The sequence below is a fragment of the Pseudomonadota bacterium genome (genome assembly GCA_011049115.1).
Taxonomy (GTDB): domain Bacteria; phylum Desulfobacterota; class Anaeroferrophillalia; order Anaeroferrophillales; family Tharpellaceae; genus DSCM01.
The window spans coordinates 1-20,966 of the sequence record DSCM01000114.1 but is presented as its reverse complement, the minus strand read 5'-3'; the positions used below and the strand labels follow the sequence as shown (position 1 = coordinate 20,966).

Sequence of the window (20,966 nt, the reverse complement as noted above, 5' to 3'; positions counted from 1 at the left end):
TTCGGGGCGAGCTTTACTAATCTGGAGAGGTTGGGCATCAAGAATGACGTGTGTCTCAGGTCGGCTTCAATTCACGATTTCAGAAGTGTGCTGCAAATTATCAGTCATGAAAAACCCGATGAAATATATAACCTGGCCGGGCAGAGTTCGGTAGGTTTGTCCTTCGGTCAGCCGGTTGAAACCTTTGAAAGCATCAGTATCGCGAATTTGAATCTGTTGGAGGCTATTCGTTTTCTTGATCTGCCGGAACTGAGATTTTATAACGCGGGGTCCAGTGAGGTCTATGGCAATACGGAAAATGGCAGCGTCGATGAAAATTCCCTTATTCGGCCCCGCAGCCCTTATGGGGTGGCCAAGGCCGCAGCCTTGTGGCAGGTGGCGAACTATCGGGAAGCATACCGCATGTTTGCTTGCACGGGAATCCTGTTTAACCACGAATCATATTTAAGACCGGAACGCTTTGTCACGCAGAAAATAATAAAAGGCGCCTGCCGTATAAAAAAGGGGGAACAGCAAAAACTGATACTCGGCAACCTGGAGATTCATCGTGATTGGGGTTGGGCCCCGGAATACATAGAAGCGATGTGGTTGATGCTGCAGCAGGAAAGCCCCGAAGATTTCATTGTGGCAACGGGGCGGACTTACAGCCTGAAGGATTTTGTCAGAGAGGCCTTTTCCTGTCTTGGCCTGAATTGGGAAGACTATGTTGAGATAGACGGGAGTTTTATGCGCCCGACCGATATTAAAACATCGATTGCAAATCCAGAGAAGGCGGCGCATCAGCTGGGCTGGAAAGCCGAATATTCCATGCCTGATGTCGTTCGCCTGATGATAGAGGCGGAACTGAATCATTCGTTTCCCCTTAATGAATCGAGGCAGTAACTATTCAGCGAAGTTTATGCCTGCATGCATGGCGACGTGAAAATCAGGAGAGTCAAAGATTATTCCTGGAAATCGGGATCGTCTCCCCCTGAATATCCGCAAAGGACGGAAGATGAACATCTGGCAGGAACTGTGGGATTATCGCGGCTTCATTAAGGGAAGCGTAAAAAGGGAGTTTCAGCTCAAATACCAGAAATCGATGTTAGGCGCCGCATGGAATATTATCAATCCGCTGGCGATGATCATCGTCTATACTGTGGTTTTTTCCAAGGTCATGCAGGCCCGGCTCCCCGGAGCCGGAGGGACCTTTTCATACAGTATTTTCCTTTGCTCCGGGGTTCTGGCCTGGGGGTTGTTCACAGAGGTAACGCTTCGAGCTCAGAACGTTTTCATCGATAACGCAAATCTGATTAAAAAACTTTCCTTTCCTCGAATTACCCTGCCGATCATAGTTCTGGCCTCGGCGTTGATAAATTTTGCCATCGGATTTAGTCTTTTTGTCGGATTTCTACTGCTGTCGGGTAACTTTCCGGGATGGAGTTTTCTGGCCGTAATTCCGGTGCTGGGATTGCAGCTGTTTATGGCGATCGGGTTGGGCGTGATTCTCGGAGTGCTTAACGTTTTTTTTCGGGACGTCGGCCAACTGTATGGGGTGGTCTTGCAGTTTTGGTTCTGGTTTACGCCGATTGTTTACTCACCGGCAATCCTGCCGGAAAGGTTGAAAACCTGGTTGTGTTTAAACCCGCTTGCCGCCATCATGAACGCTTATCAGGGGATCTTTGTTGAAGGTCTGGCACCGCAATGGGGCAGTCTGATCTATCCCGCTCTTCTCGGCATAATTTTTTGCCTTTGCGGACTGCGACTGTATCGACGTTGTTCGGGGGATATGGTGGATGAACTCTGATGGGACGGGTCAGCGTGAAAAATTTAGGCAAGGCCTACAAAAGTTATCCCACGCGCTGGTCCCGCCTGCAGGAGTGGCTATCGCCTTTTGCTGCAGTTCGCCATCGACGGAACTGGATACTGCGAAGAATAAATTTTTCGGTCGAGCCCGGGGAAGCGGTCGGAATTATCGGGGTCAACGGTGCCGGTAAAAGTACCTTGTTGAAACTAATAACCGGTACGACGAAGCCGACCGAGGGCGAGGTGGTTATCAGCGGGCGGGTTTCGGCGATGCTGGAACTGGGCATGGGCTTTCATCCGGAATTCACCGGTCGGCAGAATGTTTTTATGGCGGCCCAGCTTATGGGCTTTTTGCCCGAAGAGATTCAGGCCTTGCAGCCGGAGATCGAGGCCTTCGCCGAGATCGGTGACTATCTCGATCAGCCGGTGCGGGTTTATTCCAGTGGCATGCAGATGCGCCTGGCCTTCAGTGTCGCTACCGCTCGACGTCCCGATGTTTTGATCGTCGATGAGGCCCTTTCGGTCGGCGACGTCTATTTCCAGCATAAAAGTTTTGATCGGATACGCCGGTTTCGTGAGCAAGGCACTACCCTGTTGCTGGTTTCCCATGATAAAGGAGCCATTCAGTCCCTTTGTGACCGGGCGATTCTGCTTAACGCCGGGCGGATAGCAAAGGAAGGCGACCCCGAAACGGTTATGGACTATTACAACGCCATGCTGGCCGCGCATCAAGAACAAGAGATCAGACAAATTCAGCGTGAGGACGGCAGGATTCAGACCATTTCCGGCTCCGGCGAAGCCGTGATTAAAGATATCAGGCTTCTGAATCAACAAAATGAGCCCATCGAGGTCGTCAACGTCGGGCAGCAGGTCAGGTTGAAAATCGAGGTCGAGGCCCGGACTGGGCTTCCGGAACTCGTACTTGGCTACATGATCAAGGACAGATTGGGACAACCCATCTTCGGAACCAACTCCAGCCACCTCAAAGGCAAGCTCAACGACGTTGCGGCGGGGACGGTAATCACCTTCATTTTCAGTTTCACGGCCAATCTGGGTCCTGGGAATTATTCCGTGGCCGTTGCGCTGCATACCGCCGAAACCCATCTCGGCAAAAATTATGAATGGAAGGATCTGGCCGCCACCTTCAACGTTATCAATTTTGACCGGGAAAGTTTTGTCGGAAGCGCCTGGCTTCCCCCGACCATGGAGTATTTTTGATGAGCGATACCTTTTACAAAGCCTTTGAGGAAAAATTCAGGGGCTCACGTGATCTGATTCGCACGCGCATAAACGCATTCATACCTTTTATCACACCTCTGGAAAAACTCTATCCCGGGGCCTCGGCAGTTGATCTGGGCTGTGGGCGAGGAGAGTGGTTAGAGGTCTTACAGAAAGTAGGATTTTTACCCGTCGGCATAGATCTGGACGGCGAAATGCTGCAAGATTGCAAAGAACTGAACATGTCCGTACGACAGGGTGACGGGATAAGCTATCTTGCCGGTCTTCCCGATGAAAGCCTGGTCTTGATCTCGGCCTTTCATGTGGCGGAACATCTTACTTTCGATCAGCTGAGAAAGATGGTCGAAGAAGCCGTGCGTGTCTTGAAACCGGGCGGTCTTCTGATCATGGAAACCCCCAACCCGGAAAACTTGGTCGTCGCCACCCGTAATTTTTACCTGGATCCGACGCACCATCATCCCCTTCCGCCCGAGCTGCTTTCATTTCTGCCGGAGTATTACGGTTTTGCCCGCAGCAAAATTTTGCGACTTCAGGAAGCGTCGGAGCTGGTCAATAAAGAATCTCCGGCGCTGGCTGATGTCCTGGCCGGAGTCAGTCCCGATTATGCCGTTATTGCCCAAAAAAACGCGCCTTTCGACAGCCTCGGACTTTTCGATCAGGCTTTCGGCGAAGAGTACGGTATATCACTGGATACCATTGTCGAGCGTTTTGATGAAAGGTTAAACGCATTTGGACGAAATATTCCTGTTGAGTGGGTAAATAATTATGTCGCGTTGAAGATAGCGGCTGAAAAAAAAGAACAAGAGCTTGCGGAGCAGAAGAAGGTGATTGAGGATCAAGTGACAGCTTTAGCTGAGAGGCAAAAACTCCTGGAAGCGTCGAAGCAAGAACTTCACGAGATTTATCGCAGCAAATCATGGAAGTCTATATTGTTTCTTCGCTTCATAAAGCAGGAGCTGAAAAAAATCGGCCGGGAAGTTAAGAATATTTTTCGGCTGGTAAAGGTCGGTATGCAAAAGGTTCTGCAGCGAATCTCAGTTTGGTTGCGTTTGCATCCGAAAATAAAGAACCGGCTCCTGCAATATATGCGTAAGTGTCCGGGCCTGGAAGTAAGGTTGCGACAAATGGCGCGAGATGCCGATATCGGAGAGGTCAGGGTGATGACTACGGGAAAGCTTTCCGAGGATGTGCTGCTCGGGCGGATCAGACTGGAACTTGAAGAAAACCAGCGCAAGAACAAAATAGATTGATGTATGGTTTCCGGAAGGAGAAAAAAGGGTGAAGATTGCGGTATTGGGCGCGGGGAACAGCTCCGTTTCCCCTGGAGGGGCGGAGCGTTTTTATCAGGGATTACTGGCGGGCTTGAGAGATATTGGCTGCCGGGCTGAGCTGATTTCCATTCCGGCGGATGAACCTGATTTTGCCGCCATTGAAAAAAACTACGACTACTGTCGGCAGCTTGATCTTTCCCGGTTTGATATCGTAATCTCGACCAAGGCCCCGACCTTTGCCGTTCGCCATCCCCGGCATGTGATGTATCTGGTTCATACCGTACGCGTCTTTGACGATATGTTTGATGAGACCTTTGCCTTTAAATCAGGTGATCTATATTCCCAACGGGCGAGATTGCATGCCTTGGACCAGGAGGCGTTGTCGATGGTGAAAGGAAAATTCGCCATCGGGCACGAGGTGGCAAGGCGTTTATATAAATGGCGTGGCGTCAGGACCGAGGTTATTCATCCGCCGTTGGTCTTCAAGGAATTTAGAAGTGAGGATCCGGAAGATTATTTTTATATACCCGGACGCCTACACCCATGGAAACGAGTTGATTTACTGATAAAGGCCGTGCTGGAGTCAGAATATCCATTTCGCTTGATTATCTCCGGCGCGGGGGAGGCGGAAAGCGAATTAAAGAAATTAGCAGCCGGGGATTCGAGAATAGAATTCTTAGGGCGGGTAGATGATCAGCGGCTGGTGGATCTTTACGCAAAGGCTTTGGCAGTGCCGTTTGTTCCTCTCAGGGAAGATTATGGCTACGTGACACTTGAGGCTTTCGCAAGCGGAAAACCGGTTTTAACAAGCACGGATTCAGGTGAGCCCACCCGTTTTGTCAAACATGGAGAAACCGGCATCGTCTGCTCCCCCACCCCTCAGAATATCAGAAAAGGGCTGGAATGGTTGTTTGACCATAGAATGGAGGCGGCCCGCATGGGGCAGGCCGGCTCTCGGCTGATCGCCGGAATGTCATGGCGCGATGTGGCTAGGCGACTGGTCGACGCCGCGACCGAAAAGGAAACGATTAGTGTCAGGCCGACAACCCGCGTTGCGGTGCTGGATATGCAGCCGATCGATCCTCCGGTAGGGGGTGGCCGATTAAGACTGTTGGGACTCTATCACTCCATGGGAAAGAACCTTCAGTGTCGATATATCGGTTCTTACGATTGGCCGGGAGAAAAATTCCGTTGTCACAGCTTAGGTGAAACGCTTGAAGAAATAGACGTTCCGTTAAGCCACGCTCATCATGCGGCGGCGGAGGGGCTGAAGCTCAAGGCAAAAGGTAAAACCGTAATCGATCTTTCCTTCAGCACCTTGGCGCATCTGTCGCCGCAATATCTGGCGGAGGTGCGGCGAGCCGTTCTTGACGCCGAAGTGGTTGTTTTTTCGCACCCCTGGGTTTATCCTCTGGTGGCGGATCATGTTGCTCACAGCCAGATTGTCGTCTATGATTCTCACAATGTTGAAGGCTATCTCCGGGCGCAGTTGCTGAACGAGGAGAATCCGCCTGAGGCGAGTCTCTTGCGCCAGGTTGTAACAGATGAATATGCGCTTGGCTGCAGGGCCGATTTGATCATGGCCTGCTCTCAGGAGGATCTTGAGCGATTCAATCGGATCTATGAGTTTGACATGGGCAAAATGAGGGTCGTGCCTAACGGGGTGATGGCGTTTGCGTCATATCCTCCCACGCCGGATGAACGAATCGACGCGAAAAAGGAGCTGCAGTGGAAGCCGGAGTCGTTTGTCGGGATTTTTATCGGCAGTTCCTATGGTCCAAACCAGGATGCGGCGGAGTTTATAGTGAATGAACTTGCGACAGCACTGCCCGATGTAACTTTTGTGATTGCCGGGGGTGTGGGTGGTTCGTTGATCGTTCACAACAAGCCAAACGTAGTTATTACAGGTGCGGTCAGCGAAGCACAGAAGCTTAAACTACTGCGAGCCGGCGACATTGCCGTAAATCCGATGTTTTCGGGTTCCGGCACGAATATCAAGATTTTTGATTTCATGGCGGCGGGCTTGCCGGTTGTGACCACCGCTACCGGAGCCCGGGGTATTAATCAAGGCGGCCGGGATGCCTTCCGGGTGGTGGATGAGGATGTAGCCTCGTTTGCCGAAATGATCCGGGAAATGAAGCGCGATCCGGATCTTCGCTTGCGGATGGGTAAAGAGGCGCGAATCTGTGTCGAGGAGAATTACTCCTGGGAGCGAATTTCTCAGATTACAGGCTTGCTTCTCAGTTCCAGAAGCGATCTGGCGGGCCAGGCAAAACCGTTATTTTCCGTGATCATTCCCACATATGAGCGGCATGACCAGCTCTCCCGGCTTGTTGATTGTCTGAAAGCTCAGATCGAGCGTGATTTCGAGGTCATTATTATCGATCAGAGTTCAGAATCATGGAATGGTCGGAACCGGGAACATGGGTTTCCCTTTACGTATTATCATTCCCCGGTTAAAGGGGCGGTTAGAGCGCGTAATACAGGGGCTTTGCTCGCACAAGGTGAAATTATCGCCTTTACCGACGACGATTGCATGCCTGAGCCTTTTTGGTTGTTAAACGCGCGTAGATATTTTGAGGATCAGAAAAATATAGGGCTGGAAGGCCAGATTACGTCTGATCATTTTGATGATCCTGAATGGCGCCCGGTGACCAATATTGGTTTCGAAGGGCTTGGCTTCATGACCGCCAATCTCATGGTGCGTTCATCGATATTCCAGGCTTTGGGCGGTTTTGATTTGCAGTTCGATCGCCCGCATTTCCGTGAAGACACCGATTTCGGCTGGCGCATGCAGGCGCTTGGCCGGGTTCCCTACGCCAAAGATGTTAAAGTCTTTCATCCGGCGCAATCCCGTCATCATGAACGCGAGTCGATTGATGCTCGCGCCCGTTTCTTTGAGAAAGATGCGCTGCTTTTTAAAAAACACCCTGAACGCTATCAGGAACTTTTTTTTGCCGAGCGACATTTTGAGCATACGGAAGGCTTTTTTGAGCATCTGGCCAGAGGGTTCACCTTGCACGATCTTGAAATTCCCGAGTGGATGAAAGCGGTTTTACGGGATCAAGCCGAAAAACTCACCCCGAGCAAATAGTTTATTATTTTGAAAAAAAGAAAAAAGCCGGTTGCCTTCTCTTTGCGGCAAGCCCGTATCGAAGACGGATTTACCTTTCTCTGGTTTCTTGCCGCGACCTGGTTTCTGGTTTTTGAGCGCACGGTTCCATATCTTTACGATGATGAATATGGGGTCCTGGGGGCAGCGGCCGTGTTTGCCGGACTCGACTGGACGGCTCCAGCTGGGATGCCTTATTACGGTTTCGCGATTTCATTTCTGATAGCTCCTCTTTACTGGTTGTCATTGGATCCGATCACTTTGTATCGGCTATCGTTGTCGATAAATGGGCTGCTGGTTGCAGTCAGTGCGGTCATGGCTCTGCGCACGGTCCGATTGATTACACCCTCTTCAAGCCTGTTCCGGTTGAGCGCCGTGTTTGTCGCCTTCAGCTATCCGGCAGTACAGTTTTATGTCGGGCTGGCAATGGGGGAGACAATCCTGTTGTTTTGTTTTACCTTGATTGTTTACGCGCTTACGGCGCTTATTGATCAACCTCGACGGCAAAATCTGATTCCTGTTTTGCTGGGTCTGGGCCTGGCGCTCGCTCCTTATGCTCATTCGAGAGGGCTGGTATTTTGTCTGGCGGCCGTGCCGGTCGGTTGGTTGGCATGGCATGAACGGTGGGTCGAGACCAGAGATGTCGGTCTTGTGGTATGGTCTGGAAGCTTGGTTTTTGGGTCGCTGTTTTTCGTGAAAACCTGGCTGCTGAGCAATTTTTATGTACAGGTGCGTTCGGGGTCAGGTTCAGTTTGGGATTTTATCGTTTCCAGAATCGGGATGCTGGATATTGATCAGGTGCTTGTCATCGCTCGGGTAATCTGGGGGCAGCTGGCCTATTTTGCCACGGCATCATTCGGATTGGTTTTTGTCGGTATCGCGGCGATTTATACGGTCTTACGGCGCGGAGGCGGCGCTGATGCCGCGAATGCTGAAGCGGTCAGGAAACAACTGATAGCGGCCGCTTTTGTCGGGTTTTCCTGCTTGTTGATGTTCGCGGCAAGCGTTCTCCAGCTGGTCCAAACCACCCGGGCGGACCATTTTTTTTATGGTCGATATAACGAGGTGATGGCGCCGGCGTTGCTTATCGCCGCCCTGCTTTCTTTTGCAAATATCACGCGAGAGCAATACGTTATCCGCATGATCCGGTTTTTCGCCGCAATCTTGCTGATGGTTGTTTTCATGCTGGGTGTCAATCTGTTTCCCCCCGAAATCTTCAAGTGGTGGACGTCATTTTTTTCCATTTCCAGTTGGTCTGTGTATATTCGCGGGGCATGGAAGATCGAACCGCGGATAATCCTGCTGGGTTCGGCCGTTTGCGGGATGTTACTTTTAGGGGGACTGACTCTCTCGCGACGTCTTTTTATGCTGGTTTTGCTGGCGTTGTTTGTCTCCGGAACTCTGCGAAACTATGCGCTTCAGCACAAGGAAGGTGATCGTGATTGGGGGAATTACGTTAAGGTTGCCGAGGAATATGGCGAGCTTTTTGCCGGCAAACGGATTCAGGTCGTGGGTAATACCATGTTTCATGGTGAGGCCCTGCAGTTTGTCTTGCCGGAAGCAAAAGTGGTGTTTGGCAACGAGAAAACAGATGACATCGATGCCTTTCTAGAACTGTCCGGTGAAGCCTGTAATGCACCAAATACGGTTGCTCAACTAGGTCGGGCTGAATTCAGCCGGGCGAACCTGTGTCTTGCCGATGAAGGTCTGCGCCGGGCGGTCATGTTGTCTTCTAAAGCGGAGGAGCCGGTTCTTCATGCCAGGGACCTTCCTCCTGCAAGCTTCTGGGTTGCCCCCACCGTGATCACCATCCGGGGCGCGGCGCAAAGGGCTTGCGCGCATGCAGCTAAATTATATTATTTGGCTTGGGCCCGTTATCTGCTGCCTTCTATCGAAGTGGAAGTCGCACGCGCCGGCCTGACCGGAAAGGAAACGCAACAGCTTGGTTTTTTTATCAGAAATGCCGAGGGTGAATGGGTAAGCGAATGGCGGGAATCTTTGGACGGGCGTTTACTTTCTGCAAAGGGGCGGGTGAGAGTAAAATCGTACGTTCGTTTCGGCGGTAGTTGGCCTGCGGGAAATTATCAGCTGAGTATCGCCGTTTTCGATGAAGAGGGGTGGGATTGGCGTTCGGTTGCATCCGTTGCCTTGAGTATCAGATAAAAAAAGGGTGATCCCCCTTTCCCCCAGGGACTGAAAGCATTTACATGATAGCGGTTACCCATATTGCTCGCAAAATCCTTGCCTGGGATTTCATAACAGTGAAGGCTTGGGCGGAAGAACCATTAGCTGGTTTCGAGGAAACAAGTCAATGGTTCAGTTTAACCGCAGAGTCTGGTCCCAACCTCTTAATAAGGCGGGATGATCATCCTGAGTTTAAAGGAGATACAGAATTTTGAACTTTCCCTCTTGCATTGTTTGACGGGGCGAAATGGGATTGGCGTTCAGTTTCATCTGTACCTTTCTCGATAGACTAGAGCGGGACCCCAATTCCTGCTGAAAATCACAAAAAAAAGGAATTTTTTAACTGTGAAACTGATCATTCAGATCCCCTGCTTGAACGAAGCCGAGGCCCTCGTGGTCACTCTGCGAGCCCTGCCCCGCGATGTCCCAGGTTTCAACAAGGTTGAATGGCTGATCATAGATGACGGCAGCACCGACGACACCGTGGATGTTGCCCGGGCAAACGGTGTCGATCATGTTGTCAGGCATATGCGAAACCAGGGTCTGGCCCGTGCTTTCATGACCGGATTGGACACCTGCCTGCGGCTTGGCGCCGACGTCATTGTCAATACTGATGCCGACAATCAATATCATGCCGGAGATATTCCGTCTTTGACGGAACCGATTCTTGCGAGCCGCGCCGATATCGTGGTCGGCGCGCGGCCGATTGAAACCATCGCGCATTTTTCTCCGATCAAGAAGATTCTGCAAAGGCTGGGCAGCTGGGTGGTGCGGGTGGCCAGTAGAACCGATATCCCCGATGCTCCCAGCGGCTTTCGGGCCATGAGTCGTGCCGCCGCCCGGTGGTTAGTGGTTTTCAATGATCATACCTATACCCTGGAGACCATCATTCAGGCCGGGCAAAAAAACATGGCCATTATCTCGGTACCGGTCCGGGTGAACGAAAATTTGCGTCCGTCACGTCTGGTGAAAAGTCTTCCGTCATATATCAAACGCAGCATGGTTACCATCGTCCGCATTTTTGTCATTTATCGTCCCTTTCGGTTTTTCGCTTCAATCGGCTTGGTCTTGTTCGGGACCGGCTTTCTGATCGGGCTGCGGTATCTGTGGTATTACCTGCAAGGCGCGGGTGGCGGTCATGTTCAATCGTTGATTCTGGCGGGTGTCCTGCTGACCATGGGGTTTCAGGCGGTGCTGGTTGCCTTCATTGCGGATTTGCTGGCGGCGAATCGAAAGTTGCTGGAGGATGTGAGGTGTCGATTGAAGTTCCGAGACGATGTGGATCTGAAAAAAGATCGCCGGGTCGGTGAAGCTGTATCTGATGACATTTCTGAAGCGCGGGAATGATTATTTCGAAGGCGCAAAAGCGGAAGGGGGCTATGTGGCTGTAATTTCAACAAAGTTTTTACGCCGGGAGATGATGGTGGTGGTCTCTGCGAGTTTCAAATGAGGCGCTGGTTCCATATCCTTGGCGGATTGTTTTGTGTGACCGGCGTGACTTTTGTCGCCATGCGCCTATATGGCTATGCCGGGCAAATCGACATCTCCGTATTCAGTTTTTCAAAGTGTCTTTTTTTATGTATGTTGGCTGCGGCATCTGGTTTGATTGACATCATTAACGCCAGCTCATGGTGGCATCTGCTGTCTTTTTTGGGAGTCAAGACGGATTGGAGATGGGCTCTGAGAGTGTATGGAATTGCCGGACTCGGCAAGTACATTCCCGGTAATATTTTTCATCTGGCGGGCCGACAGGCCATGGGGATGGCGGCCGGTTTGCCGGCGCGGCCTTTTATCAACTCCATGATGTGGGAACTAGGGCTGAAAGTGGTCTGCGGCGTTATTTTCGGCTTTCTTGTTGTGCCGTTAAGGTGGCCGACCTTTTCATCCTGGTCGGCGCTTATTTTGTTTTTATTGATAGTTGGGACCTTGTTTACGGTTTCCCGGCGTCTGTTCTCTCCCCTGATTGCCAGGGCTTTCCTTTTGCAAATAGTCTTTCTTGGCTTCTCCGGCTGGGTATTCGTTTGGGTAATGTCACTGGTTGCATCCAGCTCTGTGTCATGGTCTTGCTTCCCTGGATTGGGTGGCGCGTATGTGCTGGCCTGGTTGGCGGGTTTGCTCACGCCCGGAGCCCCGGCCGGAGTTGGGGTCAGGGAACTGGTGTTGCTGTTTTTGCTTGCCGGACAAATTGCTCCGGCCGAGTTGCTGCTGGCGGTGGTGCTGGGGAGAGTGGTGACGGTATTTGGTAATCTATTTTATTTTATGATAGCAACCTTGCTGCTTAAGTCCGGAGATAGCGGCTAGAGAAACAACAGCTTTTCATCTATACTATATTCAGGCCCATTACTGACTGGAAACGGCGGTTTTTCAGCGGATCGGGCAGTGTTGTTTATTGTGATAACTTTTTCCCTGTCCTGGTGATCGTTTACTCTTTGCAAGCAAAGCACTATGATTCAGGGGACTGTTTTTTGAGGTTCAAATATTAAAATCTGATGGAGAAGGCGTATGACGAAAAGATTTTTTATCTCAATGGCATTAATAGGACTGATGGTGTTGTGCTTAGTGGTTAACGGGCTTGCTGAAGATCGCCTGGTGGTTAAAGACGGATTGGACCAGACCAGTTTCAAGGTCGATGACACGGGAACAATTTATTCCAGTTCATCGATCGGTGTCGGTACTGATACCCCGGAACGGCGATTTCATCTTAAAGGAAGCAATGCGGTAGCCAGAATCGATAGACCGGAAAATTCGGCCAGTTTTATGCTGGTAAGAACTGATCCTTCGGGAAGCAGTGTTTACAAAACCTTTGTCATTGGGGTTGATGCAGCCGGGGTAAACAACGGCAATTTTTTTATTAGAGATAATGGAACGGAAACTTCAGGAAACGGTTTGGCGGTCAGAGTGTTTATCGACAATCAGGGCCGGGTCGGTATCGGGACAACTTCTCCTCAGGGTAAACTGGATGTAAATGGTGCGATTTATCAAAGAGGTTTTCAGGTTCATGCGGATTATGTTTTCGACCAGGATTATGTGCTTGAATCAATTGAAGAACATGCCCGCTATATGTGGGAGCATAAACATCTTAAGTCCGTACCGGCGGCTGTAAAGGATGCCGACGGAAGGGAAGTGATTGAAACAGGCGCCCACCTTCGAGGAATTTTGGAAGAGCTGGAAAAGGCGCATATATACATCGAACGGCTAAACCAGCGGATTGCCGAACTGGAAAAAACTATCGCAAAACAATAGCTAAGGTAGATTCTAAGGAAGGTTCTGCTGGATTGCCAGTTGGGATTTTCCAGCTCTAATGCCGAAGAAATTTGCTAAATCAACTCTGAAGCTGGTTATTTTTACATGGATGGCCGCGATAGCGGTCTGAGACGCTTTCAGCTCATCCGGAAAAACTGGGCAGGAAAACTAAGGACATGACCTGACTTCTGCAGGAAATCCGGATCGCGTCCCCAGCTCTCCTGCTTTTTACGTCACTAGACAAGCTGAATCAATCGCGCTGAATCGTTGCGAAGCTTGTTTATTTATTGCAAACAATATTGTAAATCTGTGGTTTGGTGAGTCGATGGAAAAACTAAATCAGCCTTTTTTTATTGTGGGTTGCGGAAGAAGTGGAACTTCACTTTTAAGGGCTATACTGAATAATCATCGGGATATCGCTATCCCGACGGAATCATTGTTCATCACGGATTATCTGAAGGCTTGCCGCAAGAAAAAACTGCGTGAATTGATATGTCTTTTGATTAAGGAACCGGAAATTCGCGAATGGGGGATAGAACTGGATGAAAATGATTTTGAGAAATGTCGAAACCTCGTTGAGGTGATCGATTTATGCCATCTGAAATACGCTGATATTAAAGGGAAAAAAATTTGGGGGCAAAAAACCCCGCGTTTTGTTCGGGAACTTGATTTGCTGGCGAGTAATTTTCCGGAAGCTCGTTTTATTCATCTTATTCGCGATCCCAGGGCCGTGGTGGAGTCATTGATCCGGTCCAATGTTCACCGTAGCAATGCTTATTTTGGCGCGCTGAGATGGAATACTGATGTCCAGCATGGACTGGATTTTGAGGAAAAATATCCGGATAAGGTTTTTCGGGTGCACTATGAAGATCTGGTTAAAAACAGTGAGTCTACCATTAAGAGCATATTGGATTTTCTAAAGCTTCCCGATTACCAGGAGTCGATTTCAGCTGGTTTCGCCGGAGTCGAGGAGTATTCTAAATTCTACAAAAAGATACATGCCAATTTGAACCGAAAACTATCAACGGAGTTCATTGATTCTTGGCAAGAGCGGCTGTCTGCTGAAGATATAGAGATTGTGGAGTCCATCACCCGCAAGCAGATGTTGAATTTGGGGTACCAGCCGGTCACCAGTAAGGCTACGACGATTTCCGCTGGTAAAATAGCTGTATTGCGGAGCGAAAGATTCAAGGGGTTGTTGAAACAGCTTTTTCATTATACCTGGTACCGGCCAAGGTATCTCTATAGACTTGTACTGCGTAAATGGAAGCTGGGTTTGCTGGGAAATTTTTTCAGAGCGGTAAACTATTGACGGTAGTTTGAGAGATGTCAGGCTTCCAATTCGTTTTTTCTAAGCGGAATAGTGTTTTTGGGGAGGAAAAATCGGCGATAATTTTTAGTTCAATAATGGGGCATTAGAGCGACTTTTTTGGCCCACAAAGGGAGTTGTTGTCAAGATACACTTAAGATTTATACCTTTTGGCCGCAGGTAAAACGCCTCGCATAGTTGTCCCATACAACCTTATCAGGATATTTTGTTTTAATTTCCAGGATTGTATCGCGGCCGAAGTCTCTGAACTGCAGCTTGTAGGCATGCAGGCAGATCTCGCCGGGCAGGTAGCGCTCAGGGCTGTTGTAGAGTTTATCACCGATGATGGGGTGACCACTATACGCCAGCTGAGCCCTGATCTGATGATAACGACCTGTTTTGGGTTCCACCAGGAGCAGACTTCTCTCGTTGCTTGCTTCGATAGTCCGGTAAAACAACACGCATGACTTAGAGTTTTCCCCTTTGGTGTCGCTGACAAGAGCCTTCTTGTTTTTCAGATCCTTTTCCAGATAATTCGCCAGGCTTCTGCTCGGAAAACTCAGTCTCCCTGAAACTACCGCAAGATATGTTTTTTGGATCGCCCTGTTTTCGAACAGGGCACTGAAATGCTTTACAGCGCTTTTCTTTTTACAAAACAAAACAATTCCGCTCGTGACCTTGTCCAGGCGATGAACCACCCCGATAAAAACCTTTCTTTTTTGCCGAGAGAGATATTCTTTGACCTGATTTTCGAGTGAATCTTCAAAGGGATTCATCTCCGTGATCAGTCCCGATGGTTTATCGACAATCAGGTAAGCATCGGTTTCGTGAACAATTGATAATCTCATCGATAGGACGGCAATTTATAGTTAATGTGATTTGCTTGAGGTGGTGTTTTCGATTGTTCCGGAAACTTATTCAATCGCCAGGATCCTCTCCGCGCTTTCTCTCCAGCTGAAGCGGCCGCAATTTCCCAGCCCTTTTTGTTTGAGCCGGCTTCTTAATTCTTCATCCATAATTATAATCCGTAGCTTCTCGTTGATGTCGGAGATCTTTTCCGGGTCGCAGTACAGCGCGCTGTCGCCGAAAACCTCAGGCAGGGAAGCGCGATTGGAAACGATGACCGGGCAGCCCTGGGCCTGCGCTTCCAAGGGGGGAAGACCGAAGCCCTCGTAAAGCGAAGGATAGCAGAAACATACGGCATGACTGTAAAGAGAGGTCAACTGCCGATCTTCAATGTAGCCGGTGAAGATAACCTTATCCTGATTCCGGTCGGTAAGTTTGTTTTCGGCATGGGGGGGGCTTCCGCTGAAAACCCGGTGATCGCCGTTGCCGACGATGACAAGGCGTAAATCCGAATCCGACAATTCAAGAAAAGCGGCGATTAGGCGGGCCATGTTTTTGCGCGGATCCTTGGCTCCCGCCGCGAGGATGTAAGGCCATGGATAGGGACTTGAGTCATTGTCCCGAGCTTTCTGCCCTGGGTCCACGGCATTGTAAACGACGGTAATCTTGTCCGGAGGAATCTTGAAATAGGAGTGGATATCCTGTTTAGAATGGCGGCTGACGGTGATGACCTGTCGGGCGCGCCGGGCCAGACGCGGTAAAAGAAGATTATAAAGAGCCGCGAATTGTCGTGAAAAAAATTCAGGGAAGAGTCTGAAGGCCAGATCATGGATGGTGACAAGGTTGTTTTGGTAAAAATAAGGGGCGGTATTGACCAGATTAAGCAGGCGCGGCCGGCCGCGACGTGCAAGGTGGAGGGGCAGGTCGATCTGTTCCCAGAGCAGATTGGCGGGTAAATTCAACTTTTGGTAGAGCCGATAGCTTCTCGCGCCGATGATTTCGACGCCCAGTTCGGAAGCCGCATGTTGGTTCATGATCGCCGGCGGGGCGAGGAAGATGGTTTCGGGCCGCAGTCGCTTCAGCTCGCGCGCGATATTGACGGCAAAGCGCTGCGTGCCGGTTACCTGTTGAGTCAGAAAGCGTGCGTTTACAAATAGAGGCATCATTATCCGAAGGCGCCGTCAATCTGAAATCCGCGGCAAAACATTCTGGCGGTTGGGTAGCGCATCATGAAAATCCCCATGTTTTTCGACCTGTTGTTTACTGTCAGATATCAGGTTTCGGATCTGGGTTTTCAGAACTTTTCCCTTACGAATTCGTCATATTTTTCGATGACGAATTCGTAAAACCTCCGCCGGAAGATATCGGTGTCGAAGCGCTGGGCGTTTTCCCGGCAGGCCGTGGCCGGGAAATTTTTTTCCTGGTTTTCGAAACGCTCGATTGCGTGCAACAGACTTTGCGGCTGCTGGGCGTTGAAAAAAAGGCCGGTGGCGGGTTTGCCGAAAGGATTTTCCGGGGGGACAATGGTTTCCCGGACGCCGCCCCGGCCATAGGCGATAACCGGCGTCCCGCAAGCCTGGGCCTCCAGGGGGACGATGCCGAAGTCCTCCTCCGCGGCAAAAAGAAAAGCCCTTGCCCGGCGCATGAAATTCCGAACCTTGTCGGTTTCCTGAAAACCGAGCAAGCTGACATTGTTAGGGGCGAGCGCGCGCAGTTTTTTTTCCTCGGGGCCGCCGCCGATGATCAGCAGCTTGCGCTTCGGACTAATGGCGAAGGCTTTGATCAGGACATCGATATGCTTGTAAGGCACCAGGCGCGAGACGGTCAGGTAGAAATCTTCTTTTTTTTCCGTTCCGGGGGTGAAATAGTCGGCTGCCACCGGAGGATGGATGATGGTGCTGCTGCGGCCGTAGATTTTTTTTATGCGCCGAGCAATAAAATCAGAAATGGCCAGATAATGATCAACCCCGGTCGCGGTTCTGTAATCCCAGAGCCTCATTTTGTGCAGCAGCCAGCGTGCCGGCAAGCTTTTCAGTCCGCTGTCGAGGCCCGCCTGGCGCAGGTATTGAAATTGTAAGTCCCAGGCGTAACGCATGGGACTGTAAACGTATGAAATATGCAATTGGTCAGGGCCGGTTATGACGCCTTTGGCGACCGCATGGTTGCAGGAGATAACCAGATCGTAGGCGCTCAGGTCGAATTGTTCGATCGCCAGGGGCATCAAGGGCAGATAGAGACGGTATTTCCCCCGGGCCAAGGGGAGTTTCTGGATGAAACTGGTGGTGCTGGTTTTTCCGCCGATGAAGCCGCGTTTGCCGGGAGGCAGAAAATCAACCAGGCAGAAGAGGTCGGCTTCGGGAAAAAGCGCAAGCATTTCCTCCAAAACCTTTTCGGCGCCGGCCTCGACCAGCAGCCATTCATGGATTATCGCGACCTTCACTGGTTGTTGCTCCGGGTAATCAAGGTTTTAAAATCGGATTCAAAGCGGGTTCGGACATAATCATATCCAGGCGGAACTGTCAAGCCGCCGGCCGGCTGGTCTTGCCGCCGTCTCACCGTTGAAAAAGTTAAGCAGCGGATTACGGTGGTTTGTCGGACATGCCCCGCGATATGGGGTTTCCCCTTGGCGTATTGCCCATTTCCCCATCAGCAACCTTCCGAAGTACATATCTTTTATAACTTGTATATTTCGTTTATAAACTCCGCCTCTGCGGCAAGAAGCGCGCACCGCGGGGCAGCTTCGCTTGATCTCTTCAGAAAATCAAAACCGGCGCCCGCACCGATAACATATCCACCCACCCTTGCTCGCTGATTTATGAGACGGCCGGAGGCCTTACGGGTTATTGACAAAAGTGAAGATAAGTATTAGTGCAAAAAACATTTCTGTAACGATTCAGCCCCGTTGAGTTCAGTTTGTAGTGAGATGTGAAAAACAGGAAATCCGGGCAGGAAAAGCTGGGTCGGAAAATCTGGGGACATGACCTGATTTCCACAGGAGATCTATGATCGTGTCCCCAGATTTTTCGCGAAACTTCCCCCATATTTCCGGCTTGGCTGAAGGGCTACAAATTTTTTTTATTTCTTAAGCCGTTGCCGTAGATTAATTTTTATCTCATGCCGAATTCATTTCGCAGTCAGTTGGGCTATCTGGGCTCGTTCGTTCGGAAGAAAAATTTCTGGATTGTCCTGGCGGTTGATATCGTGCTTCTGCTGGCCGCCCATTACTTCGCCTACCTGATCCGTTTTTCGGGCGGCTTTCACGATTCCCAGTATTTCCTGCAGTTTACGATGGCCCTGCCGTTGGTTATCCTGGTTAAGCTGCCGGTTTTTTATGTTTGCGGCCTTTATCGGGGCATGTGGCGCTATACCAGCCTGAACGATCTGCTCAATATCACCAGGGCGGTTTTTATTTCTTATCTTGTTCTGGTGGCGTCGATTCTTCTGATCAATCGTTTTCATAACTTTTCCCGGTCGATTTTTCTTCTCGATGCGATTTTATCCTTTCTGCTGATCTGCGGGCATCGGGTCGGCATCCGCTATTTTTACCAGAAGATGTCGGGTTCGCGCCCCTTTTTAACCAACGCTCGCGGCAAGGATAAAAAACGCCTGCTCCTGATCGGGGCCGGCGACGCCGCCGAGCAGATTATTCGCGAGGTCGGAAACAGCCCGACCCTCCCGTACGTGATCGTCGGGCTGGTTGATGACAATCCCAGAAAAATCGGGTTGAAAATCCATAACATTCCGGTTTTGGGGCTAACCCGCGACCTGTGCGAGCATTGCGCCCGAAACCGGGTGGAAGAGATTCTGATCGCCATCTCGGCGTTGTCCGGCGAGCAGATGAAACGTCTCAACGAGCTTTGTCAGGGCGCTCAGATCGAGTACAAGGTGCTGCCCGGCCTGGGTGAGTTGATCGACGGCCGGGTATCGATCAAAGCCATGCGCGATATCTCCTACAAGGATCTGCTCGGTCGGGCCGAGGTTTGTCTCGACGAGTCTGAAATCGGAGAATTTCTTACCGGCAAGATAATTCTCGTGACTGGGGCCGGCGGCTCGATCGGTTCGGAACTCTGTCGCCAGATCGTGCGCTATCGGCCCGCGCGCCTGCTGCTGCTGGATGCGGGAGAAGAAAATCTTTATAATATTCAGATGGAACTGGAACACGAATACAATTTTACCCATTGCCGCCCTTTTCTCGGCAAGATTCAGAATTTTAAACTGCTCGACAGCATTCTCGGCGCTTGCCGACCTACCATCATCTTTCACGCGGCGGCCTACAAGCATGTTCCTCTGGTGGAAATCAATCCCTGGGAAGCGGTTTTCAATAATATCAAAGGCAGCGCCTGCCTGATTGAAGCGGCGATCGTACACCGGGTCGAGCGTTTCGTGCTGGTTTCGACCGACAAAGCCGTACGCCCGACCAATGTCATGGGGGCTTCCAAGCGTCTGACCGAGCTGCTCATGCTTGCCTGCACCAGGGAAAACTGGGACGGCACCCTGCAGTATGCCGGCAAGGTTACCGGCGCGATTTCCCACAACACGATTTTTCAGGCGGTCCGCTTCGGCAACGTGCTGGGTTCTTCCGGCTCGGTGATTCCCTTGTTCAAACGCCAGATCGAGGCCGGCGGCCCGGTGACGGTTACCGACCCGGAGATCACCCGCTATTTTATGTCGATTGAAGAGGCCGCCAGGCTTATCCTGCAGGCCGGCGCCATGGGCCGGGGCGGTGAGATTTTTATTCTGAAGATGGGCCTGCCTGTTAAAATCGATAAAATGGCGCGAGATCTCATTCGCCTGGCCGGACGTGAACCGGATACCGAGATTCCGATTAAATATATCGGCTTGCGTCCCGGGGAAAAGCTTTACGAGGAGCTGATCAGTGAAGGCGAGGGTATTATTTCTACCCGGCATGATAAAATTATGGAATTGAAGGGCCAGGGACCAGTCTATGCCGAGCTCAACCAGGCTCTGACCCGGTTGAAAAAATGCGCCAAGGATTTTGATGCCGCCGGGATTCGCGGTTTACTCAAAGAAATTATTCCTGAATATCAACCGGCAATAATCGACGATTTTCAGGCAACCGACCGGCAATTAGTGGATAAATCTGAAAAATTATGAATGATACTTCCTCCAAGCTTGAATCGTACCCCGGTTATCCCTGCAACGACGATGAAATCGATCTGGTCGATCTGGCCCGGGTCATCTGGAAACGCCGCCGAACCGGCTTGATGTTTTTTCTGGTGGCGGTGCTGGGCGGCGCGAGCTGCAGTCCCGCCTCAAGGTTCACGGTAATGAAGCGGTGCAGGCGACCAGGCGTTTTGTCGTGGTCGAAAAGATCGATAAAATCAAGGACCGTTTAAAACATCAACAGCTTCAGCTTGAAGCCTTGCAGGAAAGACAGCTCAAGCTCGCCGAGAAAGAAACCCACGTCAAGGAGATGATCGCCTCGGAAGGGGCGTACCTGGCCCAGGCCGAGAGCAGTCGGCAACAGGCCGCCGGCGGCGTCGGCAGTGAAAGCAAGGCCCTGGTTCTGTTGATGATCGACAATCAGCTGGAGCAGGCTCGTCTGCGTCTTCGAGATTATCAAAACAGCCTGCTTTTCGAGCTCCCCCAGGAACGCCGGTCCCTGGACCAGAGTATTCTGGAGTTGCAGCTTGGCAAAGAGCGGCTGGCCAAGGAGCTCGATGATCTTCAAAACCAGCTGGTCGCTCTGGAGAATAAACGTTTGGAAGAGATCGAGGAGATAAAAAAAAGGTGTTGCGACAAAGTGTTTTTTTTAATTCACAGAGAATTTCGAGAGGGTGTAAAAAAGATTGTGTAAATGGCTATTCAGGGGTACACCGTGACCCCACCCATTAAGAGGTGGCCGCCGATCTGAAAACCATTTATCAGGCGACAACGGCCGAGCAGGCTGAAATGAACCTGGCGGCATTCGAGACAAAGTGGGATCAATCTCATCCCTCCATCGGCCAGTCCTGGC

15 protein-coding genes and 1 pseudogene are annotated in these 20,966 nt (G+C 50.8%); 13 read left to right on the top strand and 3 right to left on the bottom strand.

Annotated elements, in window-relative coordinates; all coding sequences use genetic code 11:
• The 10 genes from ENN66_10290 to ENN66_10245 all read left to right on the top strand — a co-directional run.
• The coding region (locus ENN66_10290) for a GDP-mannose 4,6-dehydratase (protein ID HDS16969.1) at positions 1-882 on the top strand (882 nt) is incomplete at its 5' end.
• Positions 883-994: 112 nt separating this feature from the next.
• Complete coding sequence (locus ENN66_10285) at positions 995-1,786, top strand: ABC transporter permease (GenBank protein ID HDS16968.1); 792 nt, start codon at positions 995-997, stop codon at positions 1,784-1,786.
• Positions 1,786-3,003 carry an ABC transporter ATP-binding protein gene (locus ENN66_10280; protein ID HDS16967.1) on the top strand — a complete coding sequence of 406 codons (1,218 nt, stop codon included), beginning with the start codon at positions 1,786-1,788 and terminating at the stop codon, positions 3,001-3,003. Before ENN66_10285 ends, ENN66_10280 begins: the two co-directional genes overlap by 1 nt.
• On the top strand, positions 3,003-4,274 hold the full coding sequence (locus ENN66_10275) for a class I SAM-dependent methyltransferase (GenBank protein ID HDS16966.1): 1,272 nt from the start codon (positions 3,003-3,005) through the stop codon (positions 4,272-4,274). The genes ENN66_10280 and ENN66_10275 overlap by 1 nt, the downstream gene beginning before the upstream one ends.
• Before the next feature lie 991 nt (positions 4,275-5,265).
• The gene (locus ENN66_10270) at positions 5,266-7,389 is read left to right on the top strand and encodes a glycosyltransferase (protein ID HDS16965.1); all 2,124 of its coding nucleotides are present in this window, start codon (positions 5,266-5,268) and stop codon (positions 7,387-7,389) included.
• A 9-nt stretch (positions 7,390-7,398) separates the two neighbouring features.
• The gene (locus ENN66_10265; GenBank protein HDS16964.1) at positions 7,399-9,570 is read left to right on the top strand and encodes a hypothetical protein; all 2,172 of its coding nucleotides are present in this window, start codon (positions 7,399-7,401) and stop codon (positions 9,568-9,570) included.
• 366 nt (positions 9,571-9,936) lie between these two features.
• The gene (locus tag ENN66_10260; protein ID HDS16963.1) at positions 9,937-10,938 is read left to right on the top strand and encodes a glycosyltransferase family 2 protein; all 1,002 of its coding nucleotides are present in this window, start codon (positions 9,937-9,939) and stop codon (positions 10,936-10,938) included.
• A 138-nt stretch (positions 10,939-11,076) separates the two neighbouring features.
• A complete protein-coding gene (locus ENN66_10255) occupies positions 11,077-11,892 on the top strand; it encodes a hypothetical protein (GenBank protein ID HDS16962.1) in 816 nt (271 codons plus the stop codon).
• 201 nt (positions 11,893-12,093) lie between these two features.
• Positions 12,094-12,834, top strand: a complete 741-nt coding sequence (locus tag ENN66_10250; protein HDS16961.1) for a hypothetical protein — start codon at positions 12,094-12,096, stop codon at positions 12,832-12,834.
• Between the two features lie 325 nt (positions 12,835-13,159).
• The gene (locus ENN66_10245; GenBank protein ID HDS16960.1) at positions 13,160-14,146 is read left to right on the top strand and encodes a sulfotransferase; all 987 of its coding nucleotides are present in this window, start codon (positions 13,160-13,162) and stop codon (positions 14,144-14,146) included.
• A 158-nt stretch (positions 14,147-14,304) separates the two neighbouring features.
• Here ENN66_10245 and ENN66_10240 read toward each other — a convergent pair whose 3' ends face one another.
• From ENN66_10240 to ENN66_10230, 3 genes are all read right to left on the bottom strand, one after another.
• Positions 14,305-14,991: an RluA family pseudouridine synthase gene (locus ENN66_10240; protein HDS16959.1), complete on the bottom strand. Its 687-nt coding sequence runs from the start codon at positions 14,989-14,991 to the stop codon at positions 14,305-14,307.
• Positions 14,992-15,057: 66 nt separating this feature from the next.
• The gene (locus ENN66_10235; protein ID HDS16958.1) at positions 15,058-16,155 is read right to left on the bottom strand and encodes a glycosyltransferase family 1 protein; all 1,098 of its coding nucleotides are present in this window, start codon (positions 16,153-16,155) and stop codon (positions 15,058-15,060) included.
• A gap of 128 nt (positions 16,156-16,283) precedes the next feature.
• The gene (locus ENN66_10230; protein HDS16957.1) at positions 16,284-17,363 is read right to left on the bottom strand and encodes a glycosyltransferase family 4 protein; all 1,080 of its coding nucleotides are present in this window, start codon (positions 17,361-17,363) and stop codon (positions 16,284-16,286) included.
• Between the two features lie 740 nt (positions 17,364-18,103).
• On the opposite strand from ENN66_10230, the gene ENN66_10225 reads away from it, so the two are divergent.
• The 3 genes and pseudogenes from ENN66_10225 (at position 18,104) to ENN66_10215 (ending at position 20,966) form a co-directional block, all read left to right on the top strand.
• Entirely contained in the window at positions 18,104-20,104 is a 2,001-nt protein-coding gene (locus tag ENN66_10225) for a polysaccharide biosynthesis protein (protein ID HDS16956.1), read from the top strand.
• A gap of 181 nt (positions 20,105-20,285) precedes the next feature.
• Positions 20,286-20,807 (top strand): hypothetical protein, encoded by a 522-nt coding sequence (locus ENN66_10220; protein HDS16955.1) that lies wholly within the window; start codon positions 20,286-20,288, stop codon positions 20,805-20,807.
• Between the two features lie 38 nt (positions 20,808-20,845).
• Positions 20,846-20,966 (top strand): annotated as a pseudogene (locus ENN66_10215) (IS256 family transposase).